The 21157-nt window shown below is 67.3% G+C and carries 21 protein-coding genes; 16 read left to right on the top strand and 5 right to left on the bottom strand.

Annotation, left to right across the window (positions count from 1 at the left end):
- Window positions 1-39: 39 nt before the first annotated feature.
- Both J2T21_RS13760 and J2T21_RS13755 read right to left on the bottom strand, forming a co-directional pair.
- Entirely contained in the window at window positions 40-1332 is a 1293-nt protein-coding gene (locus tag J2T21_RS13760; RefSeq protein WP_307581946.1) for an ABC transporter substrate-binding protein, read from the bottom strand.
- A 109-nt stretch (window positions 1333-1441) separates the two neighbouring features.
- Window positions 1442-2659: an ROK family transcriptional regulator gene (locus tag J2T21_RS13755; RefSeq protein WP_307581945.1), complete on the bottom strand. Its 1218-nt coding sequence runs from the start codon at window positions 2657-2659 to the stop codon at window positions 1442-1444.
- A 271-nt stretch (window positions 2660-2930) separates the two neighbouring features.
- Here J2T21_RS13755 and J2T21_RS13750 point away from each other — a divergent pair, with 271 nt between their 5' ends.
- The gene (locus J2T21_RS13750; RefSeq protein ID WP_307581944.1) at window positions 2931-3404 is read left to right on the top strand and encodes a DUF1990 family protein; all 474 of its coding nucleotides are present in this window, start codon (window positions 2931-2933) and stop codon (window positions 3402-3404) included.
- A gap of 335 nt (window positions 3405-3739) precedes the next feature.
- Here J2T21_RS13750 and J2T21_RS13745 read toward each other — a convergent pair whose 3' ends face one another.
- On the bottom strand, window positions 3740-4750 hold the full coding sequence (locus tag J2T21_RS13745; protein WP_307581942.1) for a quinone oxidoreductase family protein: 1011 nt from the start codon (window positions 4748-4750) through the stop codon (window positions 3740-3742).
- A 111-nt stretch (window positions 4751-4861) separates the two neighbouring features.
- Between J2T21_RS13745 and argC the strand changes: the two genes are divergently transcribed.
- The 9 genes from argC (at window position 4862) to J2T21_RS13700 (ending at window position 11861) form a co-directional block, all read left to right on the top strand.
- The gene (gene argC, locus J2T21_RS13740) at window positions 4862-5893 is read left to right on the top strand and encodes an N-acetyl-gamma-glutamyl-phosphate reductase (protein WP_307581940.1); all 1032 of its coding nucleotides are present in this window, start codon (window positions 4862-4864) and stop codon (window positions 5891-5893) included.
- An 11-nt stretch (window positions 5894-5904) separates the two neighbouring features.
- On the top strand, window positions 5905-7068 hold the full coding sequence (gene argJ / locus J2T21_RS13735; protein ID WP_307582133.1) for a bifunctional glutamate N-acetyltransferase/amino-acid acetyltransferase ArgJ: 1164 nt from the start codon (window positions 5905-5907) through the stop codon (window positions 7066-7068).
- A 104-nt stretch (window positions 7069-7172) separates the two neighbouring features.
- Entirely contained in the window at window positions 7173-8093 is a 921-nt protein-coding gene (gene argB, locus J2T21_RS13730; protein ID WP_307581938.1) for an acetylglutamate kinase, read from the top strand.
- Window positions 8090-9334 carry an acetylornithine transaminase gene (locus J2T21_RS13725; protein WP_307581937.1) on the top strand — a complete coding sequence of 415 codons (1245 nt, stop codon included), beginning with the start codon at window positions 8090-8092 and terminating at the stop codon, window positions 9332-9334. Before argB ends, J2T21_RS13725 begins: the two co-directional genes overlap by 4 nt.
- Before the next feature lie 11 nt (window positions 9335-9345).
- A complete protein-coding gene (gene argF, locus J2T21_RS13720) occupies window positions 9346-10314 on the top strand; it encodes an ornithine carbamoyltransferase (protein ID WP_307581935.1) in 969 nt (322 codons plus the stop codon).
- Complete coding sequence (locus tag J2T21_RS13715) at window positions 10311-10826, top strand: arginine repressor (RefSeq protein ID WP_307581933.1); 516 nt, start codon at window positions 10311-10313, stop codon at window positions 10824-10826. The genes argF and J2T21_RS13715 overlap by 4 nt, the downstream gene beginning before the upstream one ends.
- Window positions 10827-10861: 35 nt before the next feature.
- Entirely contained in the window at window positions 10862-11038 is a 177-nt protein-coding gene (locus J2T21_RS13710; protein ID WP_307581931.1) for a hypothetical protein, read from the top strand.
- 71 nt (window positions 11039-11109) lie between these two features.
- Complete coding sequence (locus J2T21_RS13705; protein WP_307581929.1) at window positions 11110-11550, top strand: ATPase; 441 nt, start codon at window positions 11110-11112, stop codon at window positions 11548-11550.
- Window positions 11502-11861 (top strand): ArsR/SmtB family transcription factor, encoded by a 360-nt coding sequence (locus J2T21_RS13700; RefSeq protein ID WP_307581927.1) that lies wholly within the window; start codon window positions 11502-11504, stop codon window positions 11859-11861. The genes J2T21_RS13705 and J2T21_RS13700 overlap by 49 nt, the downstream gene beginning before the upstream one ends.
- A gap of 137 nt (window positions 11862-11998) precedes the next feature.
- Here J2T21_RS13700 and J2T21_RS13695 read toward each other — a convergent pair whose 3' ends face one another.
- Window positions 11999-12559, bottom strand: coding sequence for an O-acetyl-ADP-ribose deacetylase (locus J2T21_RS13695; protein ID WP_307581926.1), 561 nt, complete (start codon window positions 12557-12559; stop codon window positions 11999-12001).
- A 269-nt stretch (window positions 12560-12828) separates the two neighbouring features.
- A complete protein-coding gene (locus tag J2T21_RS13690; RefSeq protein WP_307581924.1) occupies window positions 12829-13239 on the bottom strand; it encodes an ankyrin repeat domain-containing protein in 411 nt (136 codons plus the stop codon).
- 193 nt (window positions 13240-13432) lie between these two features.
- Here J2T21_RS13690 and argH point away from each other — a divergent pair, with 193 nt between their 5' ends.
- The 6 genes from argH to tyrS all read left to right on the top strand — a co-directional run bounded on the left by argH (window position 13433) and on the right by tyrS (window position 20638).
- Window positions 13433-14848 (top strand): argininosuccinate lyase, encoded by a 1416-nt coding sequence (gene argH / locus J2T21_RS13685; RefSeq protein WP_307581922.1) that lies wholly within the window; start codon window positions 13433-13435, stop codon window positions 14846-14848.
- A 93-nt stretch (window positions 14849-14941) separates the two neighbouring features.
- A complete protein-coding gene (locus J2T21_RS13680; protein ID WP_307581921.1) occupies window positions 14942-15679 on the top strand; it encodes a maleylpyruvate isomerase family mycothiol-dependent enzyme in 738 nt (245 codons plus the stop codon).
- A 35-nt stretch (window positions 15680-15714) separates the two neighbouring features.
- On the top strand, window positions 15715-16368 hold the full coding sequence (locus tag J2T21_RS13675; protein ID WP_307581920.1) for a DNA-3-methyladenine glycosylase: 654 nt from the start codon (window positions 15715-15717) through the stop codon (window positions 16366-16368).
- Between the two features lie 9 nt (window positions 16369-16377).
- Window positions 16378-16914: an adenine phosphoribosyltransferase gene (locus J2T21_RS13670; RefSeq protein ID WP_307581918.1), complete on the top strand. Its 537-nt coding sequence runs from the start codon at window positions 16378-16380 to the stop codon at window positions 16912-16914.
- A gap of 89 nt (window positions 16915-17003) precedes the next feature.
- On the top strand, window positions 17004-19292 hold the full coding sequence (locus J2T21_RS13665; RefSeq protein WP_307581916.1) for a HelD family protein: 2289 nt from the start codon (window positions 17004-17006) through the stop codon (window positions 19290-19292).
- Window positions 19293-19321: 29 nt separating this feature from the next.
- Window positions 19322-20638 carry a tyrosine--tRNA ligase gene (gene tyrS, locus J2T21_RS13660; RefSeq protein WP_307581914.1) on the top strand — a complete coding sequence of 439 codons (1317 nt, stop codon included), beginning with the start codon at window positions 19322-19324 and terminating at the stop codon, window positions 20636-20638.
- Window positions 20639-21157 lie beyond the last annotated feature (519 nt).

The raw sequence follows: 21157 nt of genomic DNA, 5'->3' as shown, positions 1-21157 counted from the left end.
GGATCGGCTGCGACCGCCCCCACGTCCATGGTGGTGTTGTTACTTGGCGAACTTCTCGGCAGTGGCTGCCGCCGAGTCCTGGAGGGCCGCGACGTTGCCGTCGCCGCCGAACTTGCTGACCGCGGTGCTCAGCTCGTTGAGCCAGGCCACCGGAACCGCTGCGCCGTGGGCCAGGGAGGAAACGATCTTGTCCTGGGAGAAGTCCTTGATGGCGCTCTTCTGGTACTCGGAGAAGTCATCGGTCTTGGCGGTGGTGTTCGCCGGGATCGATCCCTTGACCTTGTTGAAGGCCGTCTGGCCCTCGGCGGAGCCGATGGTGCTCAGCCAGGCCTTGGCGCCGGCCGGGTTGGGCGCGCCCACCGGCAGGGTGAAGGAGTCGGCGAGGAAGTTGAAGACCCCTGCGGTTCCCGGCATCGGGAAGTAGGAGTAGTCGGTGCCGGCCTTCTTGCCGTCCTGTGCGAACTTGGCCTCGGCCCAGTCGCCCATCAGGTTGTAGGCAGCCGCCCCGTCCTCGACCAGCTGCGTGGCCGGGGCCCAGTCGCTGAGGGAGTCGCGGTCGGAGTTGGTGTAGCTCAGCGTCTTCTTGTATGCCTCGATGGCCTTGGTGACCTCCGCGCCCTTCCAGTCGGTCTGCCCGTCCCAGAGCCCGTTGTAGCCGTCGACGCCCAGGGAGGAGAGCAGCACGTTTTCGAACAGCTGGGTCTGGGTCCAGGTGCCGGCAACCGCCAGCGGGGTCTTGCCGCTGGCCTTGATCTTGTCCATGTCGGCGAACCAGCCCTCGAGGCTGTCTGCCGGCTTGTTCGGGTCGACCCCTGCCTTCTCCAGCACCTCGACGTTGGCCCACACCACGTTGGAGCGGTGGATGTTGGAGGGGACCGAATAGATCTTGCCGTCAACGGTGAGCCGGTCGATCAGGTCCTTGGGGAACTGGTCGGTGAGCTTGTTCTCGGTGTAGAAGGCGGTGAGGTCCTCGAGCTGGTCGGCGTCGATGTAGTCCTGCAGTTCGGCACCGGCGTGTGCCTGGAAGGAGTCCGGCGGGGTTCCGGCCTTGAGCTGCGCGGCAAGCACGCTCTTGGCCTGGGAGCCGGCGCCGCCGGCAACCGCGAGGTTGTCGAAGGTCAGGTTGGGGTAGTCGGCCTTGAAGACGTCAACCAGGGCGTCAAGCCCGGCCTTCTCCGAGCCGTCTGCCCACCACGTGAACACGCCTACCTCGCCGGTGGCCTCACTGGCCGGTGCCGCCGATTCGGCGGGGGCCTGTCCGGAGCCGCCACACCCAGCGAGGGTGAGTCCCAATGTCGCGGCCGCTGCAATCAATGTAAGACTACGGCGCATGTCTGCCTCCAAGAGTTGTTTGAAAATGTGAGAAATTGTCTAAAAGTGTCTCAGTGTCACCTAATGGTTACCCGCATCACACCTTGCCGTCAACTACTGAACGCAATCTTCATCGACTTGTTGCCTTCCGTGGGTCCGGGGAATGCCCGGCCGCGCCCTGGCGAAGCACCAGCGCGACCGCGCCGAGTGCCTCGGCGCGGTCGCCGAGCATGGACATGTGCAGGGACGTGTTTTCGCCGACCACCGGAATTGCGTGGCGGTTCAGGCCGCGGCGGATGGGATCCAGAAGCAGTTCGCCCAGCGGCGCCAGCGGTCCGCCGATGACGATGGCCTCGGGGTTGATCAGGTTGGCGACGTTCGCCAGCGCGTGCCCCACGGCGACCCCGGCGTCGTCGATGACCCGCAGCGTTGCCGAGTCTCCCGCCAGGGCGCGCTGGATGATGTCCTCCACCGTGATTGTCCGGCCCTCGGCGTGGCCGAGCATTTCGGTCATGGTGTAGGTCGAGGCCACGGTTTCCAGGCAGCCCCGGTTGCCGCAGCGACAGATCAGGCCCTGGTCGAAAATCGTCGAATGCCCGATCTCCCCGGTGATCCCCAGGTGCCCGTAGTACAGCGACCCATTCAGGATCAGGCCAGAGCCGATCCCGCTGCCGATCTTCAGGAAGCACAGGTTGGCGCAGGTCTGGTGCTCGCCCCAGGTTACTTGGGCCAGCGCCCCGAGGTTCGAGTCGTTGTCAATGATGACGGGGATCCCCAGTGCGCTGCGCAGCTGTTCGGCGATGTCGATGCCCACCCAATCGGGCAGGATCGCCCCGTGGATGACCCTGTTGGTCCGGTGGTCAATGGGTCCGGGAACCCCGATCCCGGCGCCCAGCAGCTGCCGGGGGTTGGTGCCGGTGCGCTCGCAGGCCGCGGTGAGCATCCGGGCGGCAATGGCGATGCTGTCCTCGACCCGGTGTCCTATCGGCAGCGCGGCTGAGGCCTCGTCAAGCAGGCGGAATCCCGGGCGGGCAAGGACCACGCGTACGTGGCTGCGCCCGAAGTCGATGCCGGCGGCCACGTCCGCCACGTCCAGGAGGCTCACACCCAGCGCCCGCCGGCCAGAGCTGGTGATCGAGGTGGTTTCCACGCGGTTCTCCGCGGCCAGGGTCTTGACGATGTTGGAGACCGTTGCAGTGGACAACCCGGTGACGCGCGCCAAGCCTGCCTGGGTCAGTGTCCCGTGCGAGGCCAGGGTGTCCAGGATGCGCTGCTCGTTGAGCTTGCGCAGCGCTGATTGGGAACCCGGGTTTCCTCCTCCGGGTTTGGCACGTGGTGCGTTGGTCATGCATTGAAGCTTGCGTCACACAGTCTTTGCAGTCAAGAGGTTAACGCAAAGACATCAATTAATGCCTATTTCTTGAATGCATGTTCGGGGTTCCCCACGACCACTGCTCGGGGGTGTGCGGCAGGTGATTGGTGCAGGTGAGGCGGGCATCGCGTGGTCGCGGGGAGCCGGCCTGCGGGCGGCGCAGAATCCGCGCGGCGTTGGCGTATGGGCAAGGATGTCCTTGGGGCATCAGCTGGATGGCCTGCAGACACCACGGGGAGCATGGCGCATGACGAATCCGGATCTTGACCATTGGCCGCCCGGCGACGGCAAGTATCGCCGCTCGGAGGCCCTGTCTGTCATTGGAACCGGGGATGCGGTCTGGGAGCGGGCCAGCGCGGAGGTGCTGCGCTGGGGGGTCAAGACCGCAAGCGGCTTCGCGGTGAGCCCGGACGCTCCCGTCGAGCCGGGCGACCGGGTGGAGGTCACGGCGCGCCTTTTCGGTGTCCGCATCATCGAGCCGGTGGAAGTGGTGGCCGTCGTGGTTGAGCCGGACCGGGTCGGATTTTCCTACCGCACCCTGCCCGGGCACCCGGTCAGTGGCGAGGAAGCCTTCGTATTGAGCCGGCACGGAGACGAAGTGCGCCTCACCGTGCGATCCCTCACTTGCGCGGCACCACAGCAGCCCTGGCGGGCGCTGTTCCCCTTGCTTCTCATCGTGCAGGGAGTCGTTCGCCGGCGGTATCTTCGCGCTTTGCGTTAGCCGCCATCGCCGCCGGATCCCCGGGCCGGCAGGGCGCCCCGGCGAGCCGATGCCGGGTGCTTCGGGAGGATCGGCGCCACCGCCGAAGCGGCGGTTTGCCCTCCGCCCCGCCCCTGGCCGTCGACCGGGCTTGGCCAGGGCCCCGCTCGGGCCGGAGGCTTCGGACGCAAGCGGCGGCAGCGAGGACGGGGTGTGCGACGCAGCTGGCCCGGCGCCCTCGATCGCGCCTGCCCCACAGGGAATCTGGAATCTTCGCCGGGCGCAGCGCGGGCCGCCCCTCGGAAACAGTGTTCCGGAGCGGCAGCCCGCGAGGTGCGCCAACAACCTGCTTGCGGCTACGGAAGCAGGATGACCTTGCCCGTGGTCGCGCGGGATTCGAGCGCCGCGTGCGCGGCCCCTGCCTCGGCCAGCGGGAAGCGGGCGCCGATCCTGACATCGAGCTTGCCGTCGGCGACCAAGCCGAAGATCTCGCCCGAACGCCAGCGTCGTTCCTCGGCATCCAGCAGGAAATCGGCGATCTTGGGCCGGGTCACGGTGAGCGAGCCGTGCGCGTTCAGGCGTTGCAGGTCAAAGGGCGGGACCTGGCCCGACGCGCCGCCGAAGAGCACCAGGGTGCCACGGATCTTCAGGGATTCGAGGGATCCGTCGAAGGTGTCCTTGCCGATGCCGTCATACACGACATCCACGCCGCGGCCACCGGTGATTTCGCGGACGCGCACCGGGACCTCGTCGTAGCCCAGGACGTGGTCGGCGCCGGCGCCGCGCGCCAGTTCCGCCTTTTCCGGGGTCGAGGTGGTGGTGATGACGGTGGCCCCGCGCAGCTTGAGCAGCTGGATCAGCAGCAGGCCCACCCCGCCGGCCCCGGCGTAGGTCAGCACGGTGTCGCCGGGCTGCACGTTGTAGCTGGAGTTGACGAGGTAGTGGGCGGTGATGCCCTGCAGCGGCAGTGCGCCGGCGACATCCAGCGCAACGTTCGCGGGAACGGGCAATGCCTTCTCGGCGTCCAGCAGCGTGTAGTTTGCGTACGCCTTGGAGCCCTCCGTGGTGGCCACCCGGTCGCCAACGGCAAAGCCGGTGACCCCGTCCCCGATGGCCTCGACGGTGCCGGCATATTCGCCGCCCGGGGTGAAGGGGTAGCTGACCTTGTAGACGCCGGAGCGCTGGTAGGTTTCGATGAAGTTGACCCCGATGGCGGCGACCTTCACCAGCACTTGCCCGGCACGCGGAGAGGGGGTTTCCGAGGAAACATAGTCGAAAACTTCGGGCCCGCCGGCCTCGCGGGCGATAATTGCATGTGGACTCACGTGCGCAACTCCTTGGTTTGCTTCTGGATTTGTGACAACCATAGCGTTTGACCTCGATTCCTCCGGGCCTGGTGGAGGGGATGTTGCGTGTTGAGACACCCCCGTGTGAATATTTATTAGTAATCGTGCATAAATGCGTAGTAGGGTTGGTTCATGACGATTTCAGTAGCTGTATCCGGAGCCAGTGGGTATGCCGGCGGCGAGGTCTTGCGCTTGCTGTCCAATCACCCGGACGTGACCATCGGGGCCATCACCGCCCACTCGAACGCCGGACAGCGACTGGGCGAACTCGCCCCGCACCTGCATTCCCTGGCGGACCGCATCCTGGTGGAAACCACCGTCGAGCAGCTGCGCGGACACGACGTCGTATTCCTGGCCCTGCCGCACGGTCACAGCGCCGAAATCGCCTCCCGGCTCCCGGCCGAGACCCTGGTCATCGACGCAGGGGCGGACCACCGACTCGAATCGCCCGAGGCCTGGGAAAAGTTCTACGGTTCGGCACACGCCGGAACCTGGCCCTACGGCCTGCCCGAGCTGCCCGGTGCGCGGGAGCTGCTTGTCGGTGCCAAGCGCATCGCGGTTCCCGGCTGCTACCCGACCTCGGTCCAGCTGGCCCTGGTGCCGGGCTTCGCCGCGAACCTGCTCGAGCCCGACGACGTCGTGGTGGTCTCCGCCTCCGGAACCTCCGGCGCAGGCAAGAGCGCCAAGATCAACCTCATCGGCTCCGAGGTCATGGGCTCGATGAACCCCTACGGCGTGGGCGGGTCCCACCGCCACACCCCGGAAATGGAACAGGGCCTGTCCAACGCGGCGGGCGTCCCGGTGACGGTCTCCTTCACCCCGACCCTGGCCCCGATGCCCCGCGGCATCCTCACCACCGCCACCGCCAAGGTCAAGCCGGGCGTGGACGAGGCAACGCTGCGCGCCGCCTGGACCGCGGCCTACGCCGACGAGCCTTTCGTGCACGTGCTGCCCGAGGGCCAGTGGCCCGCGACCTCCTCGGTCATGGGCTCGAACCACGCCCAGATCCAGCTGGCGTTCGACCCGCACGCCGGCCGCGTCATCGTCTCGGCCGTCATCGACAACCTGACCAAGGGGACCGCCGGCGGCGCCGTCCAATCCATGAACATCGCCCTGGGCCTGAACGAAACAGCCGGCCTGGCACATGAAGGAGTAGCACCGTGAGCACCGCACCCATGGGAATCACCACCCCGGCAGGCTTCGACGCCTCGGGTATCACCGCCGGGCTCAAGGCCTCCGGCAACCCGGACCTGGCATTGGTGCGCAACAACGGCCCGCGCTTCGACGCCGCGGCCGTGTTCACCTCCAACCGCGTGGCCGCCGCGCCGGTGCACTGGTCCCGCCAGGTCATCACCGACGGACGCGCGGACGCCGTCGTGCTGAACTCCGGCGGCGCCAACGCCTGCACCGGCCCCGAGGGCTTCGCCAACACCCACGCCACCGCCGAGCACGTCGCCACGGTGCTGGGCGTTTCCAGCGGGGACGTGCTGGTGTGCTCCACCGGGCTGATCGGCGAGCAGCTGCCGATGGACAAGATCCTGCCCGGCGTCGACGCCGCGGCCGCCGCCCTGGGCAGCGGCAACGAGTTCGACGGCGGCCAGGCCGCGGCCACCGCCATCATGACCACCGACACCGTGTCCAAGCAGGCCGGGTTCTCCGGCACCGGCTACTCGATCGGCGCCATGGCCAAGGGCGCGGGCATGCTCGCCCCCGGACTGGCCACCATGCTCGTGGTCATCACCACCGACGCCGTGCTGGAGGCGGCCCAGCTGGATGCCGCACTGCGCCAGGCCACCCGCGTGAGCTTCGACCGCGCCGATTCGGATGGCTGCATGTCCACCAACGACACCGTCATCCTGATGTCTTCCGGCGCGTCGGGCACCGTCCCGGACCTCGCGGAGTTCTCCGCCGGGCTTGCCGCAACCTGCGTGGAGCTGGCCCAGGCGCTGATCTCCGACGCCGAGGGCGCCGCCCACGAAATCACCATCCGCACCTTCAACGCCGCCACCGAGGACGAGGCCGTCGAGGTCTCGCGCACCGTGGCCCGCTCCAACCTCTTCAAGACCGCGATCTTCGGCCAGGACCCCAACTGGGGACGGGTGCTCTCCGCGGTGGGAACCACCCAGGCGGCCTTCGAGCCCGACGAACTGAACGTGTCCATCAACGGCGTCCAGGTCTGCCGCAACGGCGGGGTGGGCGACGACAGGAACCTGGTGGACCTCACCGGCCGCCAGGTGCTGGTGGAAATCGACCTGAACGCCGGCGCGTCCGAGGCCAGCCTGTGGACCAACGACCTGACCCACGACTACGTCCACGAGAACTCCGCCTACAGCAGCTAGACTGCGCTTTTCGCCCCTTGGCGGGTAACGGGAACAAGAACCCGTTGCCCGCCAAGGGGCACCACCATTCGACCCAAACGTCCCAGTGAGGATCACCCCAGAGCATGTCCGAGAAAACACCCACGTCCATGGATGCGGCACAGCGCAAGGCCGAGGCCCTGATCGAGGCGCTTCCCTGGATCCAGCGTTTCGCCGGCACCACGATGGTGGTCAAGTACGGCGGCAACGCCATGGTCAACGAGGATTTGCGCCGCGCCTTCGCCGAGGACATCGTCTTCCTGCGCCACGTGGGCATCAACCCCGTGGTCGTGCACGGGGGAGGCCCGCAGATCAATTCCATGCTCAGCCGCCTGGGCATCACCTCCGAATTCAAGGGCGGGCTGCGCGTCACCACCCCCGAGGCCATGGACGTGGTCCGCATGGTGCTCACCGGGCAGGTGCAGCGCGAACTGATCGGATTGATCAACTCGCACGGACCCTACGCGGTGGGGCTCTCCGGTGAGGACGGCGCCCTGCTGCGCGCCGTGCGCACCGGGACCTACATCGCCGGGCAGCACGTGGACCTCGGGCTCGTCGGCGAAGTCACGGGCGTCAAGCCCGACCAGATCCTGGACCTGCTGGCCGCCGGCAAGATCCCGGTCGTCTCCACCGTGGCCCCGGAGGTCGACGAAAAGGACAACCCCACCGGGCAGGTGCTCAACGTCAATGCCGACACCGCCGCCGCGGCGCTGGCCAGCGCGCTGGGCGCCTCAAAGCTGGTGATCCTCACCGACGTCGAGGGGCTCTACGCCGCCTGGCCGGACAGGTCCTCGCTGATCTCCTCGCTGGACACCGAGGCGCTGCGCGACCTGATGCCCTCGCTGGAATCGGGCATGATCCCCAAGATGGCAGCCTGCCTCAAGGCCGTGGACGAGGGCGTGGGCCAGGCCCACATCGTCGATGGCCGCCAACCGCACTCCATGCTGCTGGAGGTCTTCACCTCCGCCGGCGTCGGAACCCAAGTCATTCCCAAGGACAAGGCATGAACGAGATCATTGAACAGGAAACCGGCGCCCTGAACGCCCTGGCCGGCAGCGAATTGCTGGCCCGCTACAACCACTCGCTGCTCGGTGTCTTCGGCACCCCGCAACGGGTGCTGGTGCGCGGGGCCGGCTGCCACGTGTGGGACGCGGACGGCAAGGAATACCTTGACCTGCTCTCCGGGATCGCGGTGAACGCCCTGGGCCACGCCCACCCGCTGGTCACCTCGGTGATCTCCTCCCAGCTGGCCACGCTGGGACACATCTCCAACTTCTTCACCAGCCCCACCCAGATCGCCCTGGCCGAAAAACTGCTGGAAATCAGCCAGGCACCGGAAGGCTCCAAGGTCTTCTTCACCAACTCCGGCACCGAGGCCAACGAGGCCGCCTTCAAGCTGGCCCGCCGCAACGCCGGCACGCCCGAGGCCCCGCGCACCAAGATCATTGCCCTGGAACAGGCCTTCCACGGCCGGACCATGGGTGCGCTGGCCCTGACCTGGAAGCAGGCCTACCGCGAACCCTTCGAACCGCTGCCCGGGGGAGTGGAATGGATCCCGGCCGGGGACATCGAGGCACTGCGCGCCGCCGTGGACGAGAACACCGCCGCGGTGTTCATCGAGCCCATCCAGGGCGAAGCCGGTGTCATCGAATTCGCCCCCGGCTACCTGCAGGCGGCACGGACGATCACCGCGGAGGCCGGCGCGCTGCTGGTCTTCGACGAGGTCCAGACCGGCATCGGCCGCACCGGGGAATGGTTCGCCTCCGCCGGGGTCACTCCCGATGCGATGACCCTGGCCAAGGGCCTGGGCGGCGGATTCCCCATCGGGGCCATGATCGTCTTCGGCACGCAGGCCACCGGCCTGCTGACCCCCGGACAGCACGGCACCACCTTCGGCGGGAACCCCGTGGCCACCGCCGCGGCCCTGGCGACCCTGCACGTCATCGAAACCCAGGGCCTCCTGGCCCAGGTGCAGTCCGTGGGGGAGCAGCTGCGCACCAAGCTCACGGCCCTCGACTTCGTCACCGCCGTCCGCGGCCGGGGCCTGCTCATCGGGCTGGACCTGGACGCGGCTGTCGCACCGGCCGTGGTGTCCGCGGCACTGGATGCCGGGTTCATCGTCAACGCCCCGGGCCCCAACACGCTGCGCCTGGCACCCCCGCTGATCATCACCACCGAGCAACTCGACACGTTCGTTGCGGCACTGCCGGCGCTTTACTCCGCCGCCGTTGCCGCCACCAAGGAATAGGACCCGCGACCATGACCAACACCGTTCGCCATTTCCTGACCGACCTGGATCTGACCCAGGCCGAACAGGGCGAGGTCCTTGACCTTGCCGTGGCCATGAAAAAAGACAAATACGGATACAAGCCCTACGCCGGCCCGCAGACCGTGGCGGTCTTCTTCGACAAGACCTCCACCCGCACCCGCGTTTCCTTCGCCGCCGGAATCGCCGAGCTCGGCGGCTCCCCGCTGATCATCAACTCCGCCGAGTCCCAGCTGGGCCACAAGGAATCAATCTCCGATTCGGCCAAGGTCCTCGAGCGCATGGTCTCCACCATCGTGTGGCGCACCTACGCACAGGCCGGCCTGGAGGAAATGGCCGAGAACTCTTCGGTCCCGGTCATCAACGCGCTCTCCGACGACTACCACCCCTGCCAGCTGCTGGCCGACCTGCTCACCGTGCGCGAGCACAAGGGCACGCTGGCCGGGCTGTCCATGGCCTACCTGGGGGACTCGGCCAACAACATGGCCAACTCCTACCTGCTGGCCGGGGTCACCGCCGGCATGCACGTGCGCATTGCCGGTCCCGAGGGTTACCTGCCGGCCGCGGAGATCGTTGCCGCGGCCGAGGCCCGCGCCGCCGAAACCGGCGGCTCGGTGCTGGTGACCACCGATGCCGCCGCTGCCTTGGCCGGCGCCGACGTGGTGGCCACCGACACCTGGGTCTCCATGGGCCAGGAAGACGAGAAGGCCCAGCGCATGGAGCTGTTCCGCGACTATGCCGTGGATTCGGCGGCAATGGCCCACGCGGACAAGGACGCCGTGGTGCTGCACTGCCTGCCGGCCTACCGCGGCTACGAGATCTCCGCGGACGTCATTGACGGCCCGCAGTCGGTCGTCTTTGACGAGGCCGAGAACCGCGTCCACGCGCAGAAGGCCATCATGGCCTGGCTGCTGGCCAAGTCGGGCCTGGCAGAGGTTGCCGGAGTGGACGCCGGCCGATGAGCACCCCCGCATCGTTCCAGCCAACAACGAAGATCGCCCGCCAGGCGCGGGTGAGCTCGATCCTGTCCACCCAAACCGTCCGTTCGCAGGCCGAGCTGGTGGCCCTGCTGGCCGAGGACGGAATGGCCGTCACCCAGGCCACGCTGTCCAGGGACCTGGTGGAACTTGGTGCGGTGCGTGTGCGCGGGGCCGACGGCGGGCTGGTCTATGCGGTGCGCCAGGAGGGCGGGGACCGCAGCCCGCAGGCAGGGGTCAGCCAGGAAATCCATGACGCCAAGCTCGCCAAGCAATGCGCCGAACTGCTGATTACCGCCGAGGCCTCGGGGAACATCGTGGTGCTGCGCACCCCGCCGGGGGCCGCAAACTTCCTGGCCCTGTCCATCGACCACTCCACGATGCCGCAGATCCTGGGGTGCATTGCCGGGGACGACACCGTCATGCTGGTGACCCGCGAGGTCGACGGAGGCGCCGAGGTTGCCGCCCGGTTCCTGGCACTGGCCGACCCGCAATAGCCGGCACACCGGATTCCTGGCCCCGGGAGGCAATCATGGAACCACGCAAGAGAGCCGCAGTGCTCGGATCGATCCTGCTTGCCTTGGTGCTGCTGGTGATCCTGGCCGGCATCATCATCGGGACCACCGGCATCCTGGCTTCAGGGGCCGCCGGCCCGGATCCTTCCGGTGCAGTGCGGGCCGTCGAACCCATGGCGGCTACCGGTCCGTAGGCCCTTGTGCAACGAAAGCCCTTGTGCAACCATGTTGTTGCACAAGGGCTTTGCGTCTTGAGGGGAAAAACATGGACACCGAACGACAGGATGCCATCGAGGCAACCATCGACATCACCGCCACCGCGGATGCCGTCTGGAAGCTGGTCAGCGAGCCTGGCTGGTTCATCAATGGCGGGGCCATCACGCCACACCGCATTGAAACCAACGGCGCTTTCTCCACCGTCCATGACGCCATCTACGGCCAGTTCGAATTCGAGACAATCGCCCTCGAGGCACCGGGCTACGCGGCCTTCCGTTCGCTGGGAGGCGACGAATGGGACGATCCGGTCCCCAATACGCTCATTGAGTTCTGGGTCGAAACCACCAACTCCGGTGCGGTCAGGCTGAGGGTCATGGAAAGTGGCTTCGCCGCCTTCGACCAGGACGAACATGCCCGCGTCATCAGCGCCAACACCCAGGGATGGACTGCCGAGATGCTCGCGGCGCAGCGTTACTTGAGCGACAAATGAAGGGGCGGCCGGGCAGCGAAGCGACTCAGCTGATCTTTGCGGCGTTGTCGGATGAGACCCGGCGGCAGGTGCTTGCGCTACTAGGAGATAAGGCGGCCAGTGCTTCTCGATTGAGTGCGCCGATGGGGATCAGCAGGCAAGCCGTGGCCAAGCACCTGAGGATCCTCGTGGAGGCCGGCCTGTCCCGCAGGCGCAGGGAGGGCCGGGAGATTGTCTTCGAGCTGGTCGTGGACGGGCTCGGGCCGGCGATCGGCTACATCAATGCCCTGGGTGCCGGGGGAGCGGACGCGCAAGGCAGCGATTCCCGATAGGGCACGGTTCCGGAATGGGCGCAGGCGCGCGAATGGGGAATGCGTCCGACACCCGGGAAATGCCTGGGGGCTGCCCGCGCGATGCGCGGGCAGCCCCCAGGGAGCCTTGCTTTCCCGGCGGGTGCGCCGGGTGTGCACTACGGACCGTGGACGAGCTGGCTCTCGGTTCGCGGCGTGTCAAAGGCCTTGCGGAAGGCGGCTTCGACCTCTTCGTTGTAGGCAACCAGCACGACCCGGTGGATCGAAGTGGAGTGCACGTACAACTCGAACCACTCGTGGATGGCGTGGGCGGCGATCGATGCGACGTCCTCCGGTGCCCAGCCGTAGGCCCCGGCGCCGATGGCCGGAAACGCAATGCTGGTGGCTCCCAGTCGCGAGGCGACGTACAAGGAATTGGTGAAGCACTTGTCCAGCGTCTTGGGGTTCGTCTGTCCCACATGGCGGTTGGGGCCCGGGGTGTGGATGACCCACCGCGCGGGAAGGTCTCCGGCGCCCGTGGCCAGGGCGAGCCCGGAGGCCAGCCCGTCCGGGTGGGTTGTGGCCCTCAGCTTCCGGCATTCGGCCAGCAGGGACGGGCCCGCCGCCGCGTGGATGGCATCGTCAACGCCACCGCCACCAAGCAGGGAGGGATTTGCAGCATTGACGATCGCATCGACCTTTTGTTCGGTGATGTCCCCTCGCACGATGTCGATATGCATTTGTTCGCTCCTGTCAGTGATCCAATACACCTGATAAGCACCACGATACGCGCCGGTCCCGCCCTTGTGGAGGGGCACACAGGGGATTCTCAGGTGTGACTAGCGCAAAGCCGAAAAGGGTGCCGAAAACAGGGCCCCAGGGGACTTGTGTGACAGGGGTCGGGCCGGGGGCCGGTCACGGTTGCATACCGATGTGCACCGGCACCCTGTCCAGCTGCAACCCGCGGCCGTAGACTGCCCGCGGTGCGGGCCGCGGAGGCCGCGGAAGCCTACAGGTACTCCGCGATCACTGCCTCGAACTCGGGCAGCTCGAACATCTTTGCCACGGCGATCGCGTTCTGCGCCCCGAGGTGCGGATCGGCGCCCTTGGACAGCAGGAGCCGGGCGAGTGGTTCGTTCTTGCGGAACACCGCGCAGGTTAGCGCGCCCTGGCCCTTGTCGTTGAGCCGGTTGATGTCCGCGCCGCGCTCGAGCAGGGCGGCAACGATGTCGTTGTGGCCGTTGTAGGCGGCCAGGATCATCAGGGTGTCGCCCTTGGGGTCCGTCAGGTCGGCGGGAATCCCCTGGTCCAGAAGCAGCATCAGCTTCTCGGTGCTGCCCTCGCGGGCCAGGTCGAAAATGGAGTGCAGGAACGCGATCTCTTCGTCGTTCAGGGAGTCGGGGGCGCTCGAATCAGTCATACCCAAATCGTACCGGTTGGCCCGGGAGGGACCGTCCGTGGGCACGCATTGTGAATATTTATGTAGACTTATGAATAAGTATTAGATCAGTGGTGTTTCATCCGGGGCCGGCGCACGGTCCTGCCTTAGGATGGGCAATGGATTTGGACACCTCGCGACCCGGCGCCGGAACAAGGCGCACGGAAGGATGAACATGGGATCGGCAACAAACGAAGGTGCACTCTGGGGCGGACGCTTTGCCGGCGGCCCGGCCGACGCGCTGGCGGCACTGAGCAAGTCCACGCACTTCGACTGGCGCCTGGCCCGCTACGACATCGCCGGCTCCCGCGCCCACGCCCGCGTGCTGCACACCGCCGGGCTGCTTGACGACGCCGAACTCGCCGGCATGATCGCGGCGCTGGACACCCTCGAGGCCGATGTGGTCTCGGGCGCCTACGTCGCTTCCGACTCCGACGAGGACGTCCACGGTTCCCTCGAACGGGGCCTGATTGAACGCGCCGGGACCGCGCTGGGCGGCAAGCTGCGCGCCGGCCGCTCGCGCAACGACCAGATCGCGACCCTCGGCCGCATGTTCCTGCGCGACCACGCCCGCATCATCGCCCGCGGCGTGCTGGCCACCATCGACGCGCTCATCGAGCAGGCCGAGGCGCACCCCAACGCCGCCATGCCCGGGCGCACCCATCTGCAGCACGCCCAGCCGATCCTGCTCTCCCACCACCTGCTGGCCCACGCCTGGGCCATGCTGCGCGACGTCCAGCGCCTGGCCGACTGGGACACCCGTGCGGCCGTTTCCCCCTATGGCTCCGGCGCCCTGGCCGGCTCCTCGCTGGGCCTTGACCCGAACGCCGTGGCCGCCGAGCTCGGCTTCGACTCCGCCGCCTGGAACTCGATCGACGGCACCGCCGCCCGCGACGTGTTCGCCGAATACGCCTGGGTCGCCGCCATGATCGGGGTGGACCTCTCGCGCATCTCGGAGGAAGTCATCCTCTGGGCCACCAAGGAGTTCTCCTTCGTCACCCTCGACGACGCCTTCTCCACCGGCTCCTCGATCATGCCGCAGAAAAAGAACCCGGACGTCGCCGAGCTGGCCCGCGGCAAGGCCGGCCGGTTGATCGGCAACCTGACCGGGCTGATGGCCACGCTCAAGGCGCTGCCGCTGGCCTACAACCGCGACCTGCAGGAAGACAAGGAACCGGTCTTCGACGCGACCGACACCCTCGAGCTGCTGCTCCCGGCGGTCTCCGGCATGATCGCGACCCTGAAGTTCAACACCGAGCGCATGGCCGAGCTGGCACCGCTGGGCTTCGCCCTGGCCACCGACATCGCCGAGTGGCTCGTCCGCCAGGGCGTGCCCTTCCGCGAGGCCCACGAGCTTTCCGGCGCCGCGGTGAAGCTGGCCGAGTCCAAGGGCGTCGAGCTCTGGGACCTGTCCGATGCCGAGTACGCGGGCATCTCCGGGCACCTGACCCCCGAGGTCCGCAGCGTGCTGTCCACCGAGGGCTCGCTGAACTCGCGCAGCGCCCAGGGCGGCACCGCACCCTCCGCCGTCGCCTCCCAGCTGGCGGCGTTGAAGGAGGCACTGGTTCCGGTGCGCGCCTACGCCGCCTGACCCACCCCGATCCACGATCCCCTGGCGGGGCCCACCGGAGGGTGGGCCCCGCCTTCGTGATTTCCTGCCCGGAGTGCGGATAGGGTGAGGTGTATGAGTGAGCTCACACCACAGGACCTGACCACCCGGATCCTCGCCGCCCTGTCCACCGCCCGCCAGGTCATCGCCACCGTGGACGAGGCCGCCGCGTCCGGACCCAGCGCGCTGCCCGGCTGGGACCGCGCGCACGTCGTGGCACACATCGACGGCTTTTCCCGCGCCGCGGCCCGCCAGCTGGACACCGCCGGCGCCGAGGAACCCTTCGAGATGTACGACGGGGGAATGGACGCGCGCCACGACGCCATCGAGATCACTGCGTTGATGCGCCCCGAGGCGCTGGTGGCCCGCACCACCGAGTCCCTCGACGGACTGGAATCCAGCATCCGCGGGACCAGCGCGGGTCAGTGGAACCTGGCCACCGGGTTCCGCAACGGAACCGTGGAGGACCTCTTCCACGCGATCTGGCGGGAGCTGGTCATCCACACCTCGGATTTGGCCCTGTCGAATTCGGTGGCCGACTGGGAGCCGGAATTCTGCGCGCACCTTTTCGACGTGCTCGAGGCCCGGGTGCCCGAATCCCGCCGCTACATCCTCCAGCCGCACGGCGCCCAGCGCATCACCCTGGGCCACGGGGACGATGCCACGGTGCTCAGCGGCACGGCCTTCGACCTGGCCGCATGGCTGGCCGGCCGCACGCCGCTGGGACCCGTGCAGGCCACCGCCGACGCGGACGGCGCCGACCTTCCCGAGCTCGGCCCCTGGCTCGTGAAGCTGAAGGCCAAGAACCAGTAAGCAGGCAACAGGAAGATCCAGGGAGGCAAAACGCCGTGGGGACGGGCACGAGGGACCAGCTGCTGGCACTGCCATCGATGCAATTGGCCCCGCACCTGCTCGGCGCACGCGTCTCGAGCTACATCGGCGGGCAGCTCGTGGTGGTGCGGCTGACGGAGGTCGAGGCCTACGACGGGTCCGGGGACCCCGGATCCCACGCCTACCGCGGACGGACCGCCCGGAACGCCGGGCTCTTTGGCCCGCCGGGCACCGCCTACGTCTACTTCACCTACGGGATGCACCATTGCGCCAACGTGGTCTGCGGGGCCGAAGGCACCGCCTCGGCGGTGCTGATGCGTGCCGGCGAGGTCGTCACGGGCCTCGAAACGGTTCTGGCCCGGCGCGGGCACCCCAAGGGTCCCGAAACCAAGCTGCTCAGCGGCCCGGCGCGACTGGCCCAGGGGCTTGGCCTGACCCTGGCCAACAACACCGCCGGCTACCGCGACGGCACCGCCGGGCCCCCGGGGCCGGAGCTGGGCCTGGAGAGCCTGTCCGGTGCCCCGCGCCCCTTCCTGGCCGGCCCGCGCACCGGGGTTGCCGGGGCCGGGGGCACCGAGGAGTACCCGTGGCGCTTCTGGCTGCCGGGCGAACCCAGCGTCTCGCCCTACCGCCGGGCGGCCGCGCCAAGAACCCGGGCCCGCAGGGTCTAGACTTGATGGGTGATTCCAGAGCCTGAAAGCATTAGCGACCTCCTTGACCGCCTGAGCGCCATCGTCCCGGACTACCCCGCGGCGGGTATCTCGTTCAAGGACCTGACCCCGGTGTTTGCCGACCCCGCCGGGCTGCGCCGGATCGTCGACGAGGTCATTGCGCCGTTCGCCGGCCAATTTGACGTCATTGCCGGGCTCGAGGCCCGCGGATTCGTGATGGCAGCGGCCGCCGCCTACGCCACCGGCACCGGAATGATCACCATCCGCAAGGCCGGCAAGCTGCCGCGGCCGGTGCACCGCGACGAGTACACGCTCGAATACGGCACCGGAACCCTGGAACTGCACCGCGACGACGTCGCCCCCGGCACCCGGGTGCTGATCCTCGACGACGTGCTGGCCACCGGCGGCACCGTCGGATCCGCGGCCAGGCTGCTGGAAAAGGTCGGCGCCAATGTTGTCGGTGTCGGGGTGGTCCTGGAGCTTCAGGACCTGGGCGGGCGCGGGAAGCTCGCCGGCCTGAAGGTCCATTCCCTCCAGCTCGTCTAACCCGCCGCCTGCCCGGCCCGGTCAATTGGCCGGCGCCGCAGAGCGTAAACTGGTCTGTCCACGATTTCGTTACCTCATCGGAGTGCTGAATGCCAGAGTCCACGACCGTTCAACCGGAGCTCGAAGCCGAACGCAACTACGTTTCGATGCTCTATAGCCGCCTTGACGAGCTGCGCGCCGAGAAGGTCGAGCAGCTGACCCGCACCCGCCGCACCGGCCCGCAGGGCTCCATCCAGAACGTGTCCGAACGCGACTCCTTCGCCGCACTCTACGAGGACCGCCTGGCCCAGCTCAACGCCGTGGAGGACCGCCTGGTCTTCGGCCGGCTGGACCTGGACGACGACGCGAACCGGGCCGGGGAGGAAGCCGGGTCCCCGCGCTACATCGGGCGCATCGGGATGACCGACGAGGACCTCACCCGACTGATGGTGGACTGGCGGGCCCCCGAGGCCGCGGCCTTCTACCAGGCCACCGCCCTGCGCCGGCAGGGCGTGCGCCGCCGCCGGCACCTGATGCTTCGCGGGCGCACCGTGCTGGGCATCGACGACGAGGTCCTGGACACCGAACTCTTCAGCGAAAACGGCAGCCTGCAGGGCGAGGGCGCGCTGATGGCCGCCCTGACCCAGAAGCGCACCGGGCGCATGGGCGACATCGTGGGCACCATCCAGGCCGAACAGGACCGGATCATCCGCTCCCCGCTGGCCGGGGTGCTGGTGGTCCAGGGCGGGCCGGGCACCGGCAAGACCGCCGTGGCGCTGCACCGCGCGGCCTTCCTGCTCTACGAACACCGCGAACGGCTCAAGACCGCAGGCGTGCTGCTGGTCGGCCCCTCGAACTCCTTCATGCGCTACATCGAACGCGTCCTGCCCTCCCTGGGCGAGACCGGTGTGGTCATGTCCTCGGTGGGGGAGCTGTACCCCGGGATCCACGCGGTGCCCGAGCACAGCCGCGAGGCCGCCCGCATCAAGGGCAAGGCCTTCATGGCCAAGGTCGTGGCCAAGGCGGTGTCCAACCGCCAGCGGCTGCTGGCCGAGGACCGCCGCGTCGTGGTCGAGGGCACCCGGCTGGTGCTCACCCGCGGTGCGGTGCGCCATGCGCGCGAGAAGGCCCGGGCCTCCCGCAAGCCGCACAACGAGGCCCGCGAAATCTTCACCAAGACCCTGGTGCGCGAGCTTGCCGACCAGCTGCAGCAGGTCCTCGAGGATTCCTCGGGCACCGGCAACGCCGTGGACCGCAGCTATCTTCTCCAGGAAGTGCGCGAATCGCGCGACGTCCGCATCGCGCTGAATCTCTGCTGGATGCCGCTGACCCCGCAGTCGCTGCTCGAGGAACTCTTCGCCAAGGAGCACCTGCTAGCGGCCGCCGCCCCGCAGCTGAACGCCAGGGAACTGGCGGCGCTGCACCGGGAGCCCGGGGCGCCGTGGACCGAGTCCGACGTGCCGCTGCTGGACGAGGCCGCGGACCTGTTGGGCGATTTCAAGGCCGTGGGAAACAAGGACGCCGGGGTCGAGGCGCAACTCAAGCGCGACGTGGAAAACGCCGAGGCTACCCTGCGCAACGTCAACGAGATGCTCTTCAACGCCGGCATCGACGGACTGGTCTATGCCGAGGACCTGGCCGCCATGAACCAGGAGACCGAGGCACGCCAAAGCGCCGCCGAGCGCGCGGTGGCCGACAGGAACTGGGCCTACGGGCACGTGGTGGTCGACGAGGCCCAGGAGCTTTCCCCGATGCAGTGGCGCCTGCTGATGCGCCGCTGCCCGCTGAAGTCCTTCACGGTGGTCGGGGACATCGCCCAGACCTCCTCGGCCTCGGGCGCCAACAGCTGGGCCCAGGCCATGAAACCGTTCGTGGCCGAGCGGTTCACGCTGGAGGAACTGACGGTCAACTACCGCACCCCGATGCAGATCGCCGAAGCGGCAACCCGGGTCGCCCACGCCGCGGGGCTGAAGATCTCCACGCCCAAGGCCGTGCGCGAGGGCCAGTGGCCGCCGCTGGTCGACCGGCTGGCTCCCGGCCAGCTGCTGGCCAAGCTGCACGAGGTGCTGCCCGGCGAGGTGGCCATCGCCGACGGCGGCCTGCTGGCGGTCATCGTGCCCGAAACGCGCCTGGCACAGGTGCGCGCAGCGGTCGTGGCGCAGTTTGGCCGCCGCGTGGGGACCGGCTCCGGTGGACTGAGCCAGGACATCGTGGTGCTTGGCGCACGCGAGGCCAAGGGCCTGGAATTCGACGTGGTGCTCGTGATCGAACCGCAGGAACTGATCGACGAAGTGGAGGGAAGCGTCGGCGACCTGTACGTCGCCATGACCCGAACCACCCAGCGCCTGCGGCTCCTGGCCGAGGGCGCGATCCCGGCGGGCATTGACACGGAAGCGTAATCCGGCGCGGAGACTGCTAATTTAGTAGGGTGTCTGAAATTGAGCAGAATCCCGCACTGGTGGGACAAAGTAATGATCCGTCGTTTGCCAACATCTGGCAGGAGCTGAAGTGGCGTGGCCTGGTCCACGTGTCCACCGATGAGGCCGAGCTGGAAAAGGTGCTCTCCGAGGAGTCCATTACCTATTACTGCGGTTTCGACCCCACCGCACCGTCGCTGCACCTGGGCAACCTGGTCCAGCTGCTGAACATGCGCCGCCTGCAGCTGGCCGGCCACAAGCCCCTGGGCCTGGTCGGCGGCTCCACCGGCTTGATCGGCGATCCGCGCCAGACCGCCGAGCGGGTGTTGAACACCAAGGAAACCGTGGCCGAGTGGGTCGGCAAGCTGCAGGAGCAGGTCGCCCGCTTCCTGTCCTTCGAGGGCAAGAACGCCGCGCGCATGGTCAACAACCTGGACTGGACCGCGCAGCTGAGCGCCATCGACTTTCTGCGCGAGGTCGGCAAGTACTTCCGCGTGGGCACCATGATCAAGAAGGAAACGGTTGCCGCGCGGCTGAACTCCGACGAGGGCATCAGCTACACCGAGTTCAGCTACCAGGTCCTGCAGGGCTACGACTACCTGAAGCTGCACCAGCTCTACGGCTGCTCCCTGCAGACCGGCGGCTCGGACCAGTGGGGCAACCTCACCAGCGGCACGGACCTTATCCGCAAGGTCGAAGGCAAGAGCGCCTACGCCTACGGCACGCCGTTGATCACCAACTCCGACGGCACCAAGTTCGGCAAGTCCGAAGGCAACGCCATCTGGCTGGATGCGGAGATGTGCAGCCCGTACACCTTCTACCAGTTCTGGCTCAACACCGCCGACGCCGATGTTGCTGCGCGTTTGAAGATCTTCACGTTCCTGACACGTGCGGAGATCGAGGCGCTGGAACAGGAAGTCGCCGATCGTCCCTTTGCCCGCAAGGGACAGAAGGAACTCGCCTACCTCGTGACCTCCTTGGTTCACGGTGTTGAAGCCACCGAAAAGGTCATTGCCGCTTCGGCTGCGCTCTTCGGGCAGGGCGAGTTGCGTGACATGGACGAAGCCACGTTGCGTGCGGCGACCCAGGAGCTGAACAGCACCACCGTCGACGGTGAAGAACTGGACATCATCTCCGTCTTGATGGCATCGGGGCTTTCGGAATCCAAGTCGGCTGCACGCCGAACGGTCAGCGAGGGCGGTGCCTACATCAACAACGTGAAGTACTCGGACATCGATTCGGTGGTGAGCCGCGACGATCTCCTACACGGACGTTACCTCTTGGTTCGCCGCGGCAAGAAGAACTTGGCCGTTGTTGAAGTCGCGTAATTAGGCGACGTATTACCGGGTCTTTTTTGAAGGCAATAAACCGGGGCGAGGGGAGTGCTGTGGATCACGGCAACGACCTCGCCCCGGTTTTTCGTTAATTGGCTGCGGAATCGTTCAAAATCCTCGTGATCACGGGGGATTCCACGGTTGTTTGGTGCAGGAACCTACGATTTGCCGTGTCCGGGAAACCTGTGTATTGTTTTCTAAGTCGCCGCGGCCAAGGCAAGCGAAAAGCTTCCAGCCGCGAATGACAAACATTCTTCTAACAACGTTGATTCGTTGAAAGAAATTATGTGTTTATCGCAAATGTAAATCAGCGAAAAGCCGATTTGACACCGCGAAGAACATGTATTAAATTATTACACATCACCCCGGAAGAAACACCGACTGATCATTTGATCGCACGGATGCCGAACCGGGAGCTGTCTGTTGTTTGAGAACTCAATAGTGTGCCAAATTTGTTGATACCAATTTATTTATTTTATTGGTGAATGGTTTCAGGGTCCGCACCCCCGTGTG

It is taken from the genome of Paeniglutamicibacter psychrophenolicus (genome assembly GCF_030812255.1).
GTDB lineage: Bacteria > Actinomycetota > Actinomycetes > Actinomycetales > Micrococcaceae > Paeniglutamicibacter > Paeniglutamicibacter psychrophenolicus_A.
This window is presented reverse-complemented; position numbering and strand designations above follow the sequence as displayed.

Bases quoted from the DNA above. Each gene is read 5' to 3' on its own strand.
- J2T21_RS13760 (WP_307581946.1), bottom strand. From the start codon at position 1,332: ATGCGCCGTAGTCTTACATTGATTGCAGCGGCCGCGACATTGGGACTC.
- argB (WP_307581938.1), top strand. From the start codon at position 7,173: ATGTCCGAGAAAACACCCACGTCCATGGATGCGGCACAGCGCAAGGCC.
- J2T21_RS13755 (WP_307581945.1), bottom strand. From the start codon at position 2,659: ATGACCAACGCACCACGTGCCAAACCCGGAGGAGGAAACCCGGGTTCC.
- J2T21_RS13700 (WP_307581927.1), top strand. From the start codon at position 11,502: ATGGACTGCCGAGATGCTCGCGGCGCAGCGTTACTTGAGCGACAAATG.
- argF (WP_307581935.1), top strand. From the start codon at position 9,346: ATGACCAACACCGTTCGCCATTTCCTGACCGACCTGGATCTGACCCAG.
- J2T21_RS13715 (WP_307581933.1), top strand. From the start codon at position 10,311: ATGAGCACCCCCGCATCGTTCCAGCCAACAACGAAGATCGCCCGCCAG.
- J2T21_RS13665 (WP_307581916.1), top strand. From the start codon at position 17,004: ATGCCAGAGTCCACGACCGTTCAACCGGAGCTCGAAGCCGAACGCAAC.
- J2T21_RS13695 (WP_307581926.1), bottom strand. From the start codon at position 12,559: ATGCATATCGACATCGTGCGAGGGGACATCACCGAACAAAAGGTCGAT.
- J2T21_RS13745 (WP_307581942.1), bottom strand. From the start codon at position 4,750: ATGGTTGTCACAAATCCAGAAGCAAACCAAGGAGTTGCGCACGTGAGT.
- J2T21_RS13710 (WP_307581931.1), top strand. From the start codon at position 10,862: ATGGAACCACGCAAGAGAGCCGCAGTGCTCGGATCGATCCTGCTTGCC.
- J2T21_RS13705 (WP_307581929.1), top strand. From the start codon at position 11,110: ATGGACACCGAACGACAGGATGCCATCGAGGCAACCATCGACATCACC.
- argC (WP_307581940.1), top strand. From the start codon at position 4,862: ATGACGATTTCAGTAGCTGTATCCGGAGCCAGTGGGTATGCCGGCGGC.
- J2T21_RS13680 (WP_307581921.1), top strand. From the start codon at position 14,942: ATGAGTGAGCTCACACCACAGGACCTGACCACCCGGATCCTCGCCGCC.
- J2T21_RS13690 (WP_307581924.1), bottom strand. From the start codon at position 13,239: ATGACTGATTCGAGCGCCCCCGACTCCCTGAACGACGAAGAGATCGCG.
- argJ (WP_307582133.1), top strand. From the start codon at position 5,905: ATGGGAATCACCACCCCGGCAGGCTTCGACGCCTCGGGTATCACCGCC.
- J2T21_RS13750 (WP_307581944.1), top strand. From the start codon at position 2,931: ATGACGAATCCGGATCTTGACCATTGGCCGCCCGGCGACGGCAAGTAT.
- J2T21_RS13725 (WP_307581937.1), top strand. From the start codon at position 8,090: ATGAACGAGATCATTGAACAGGAAACCGGCGCCCTGAACGCCCTGGCC.
- argH (WP_307581922.1), top strand. From the start codon at position 13,433: ATGGGATCGGCAACAAACGAAGGTGCACTCTGGGGCGGACGCTTTGCC.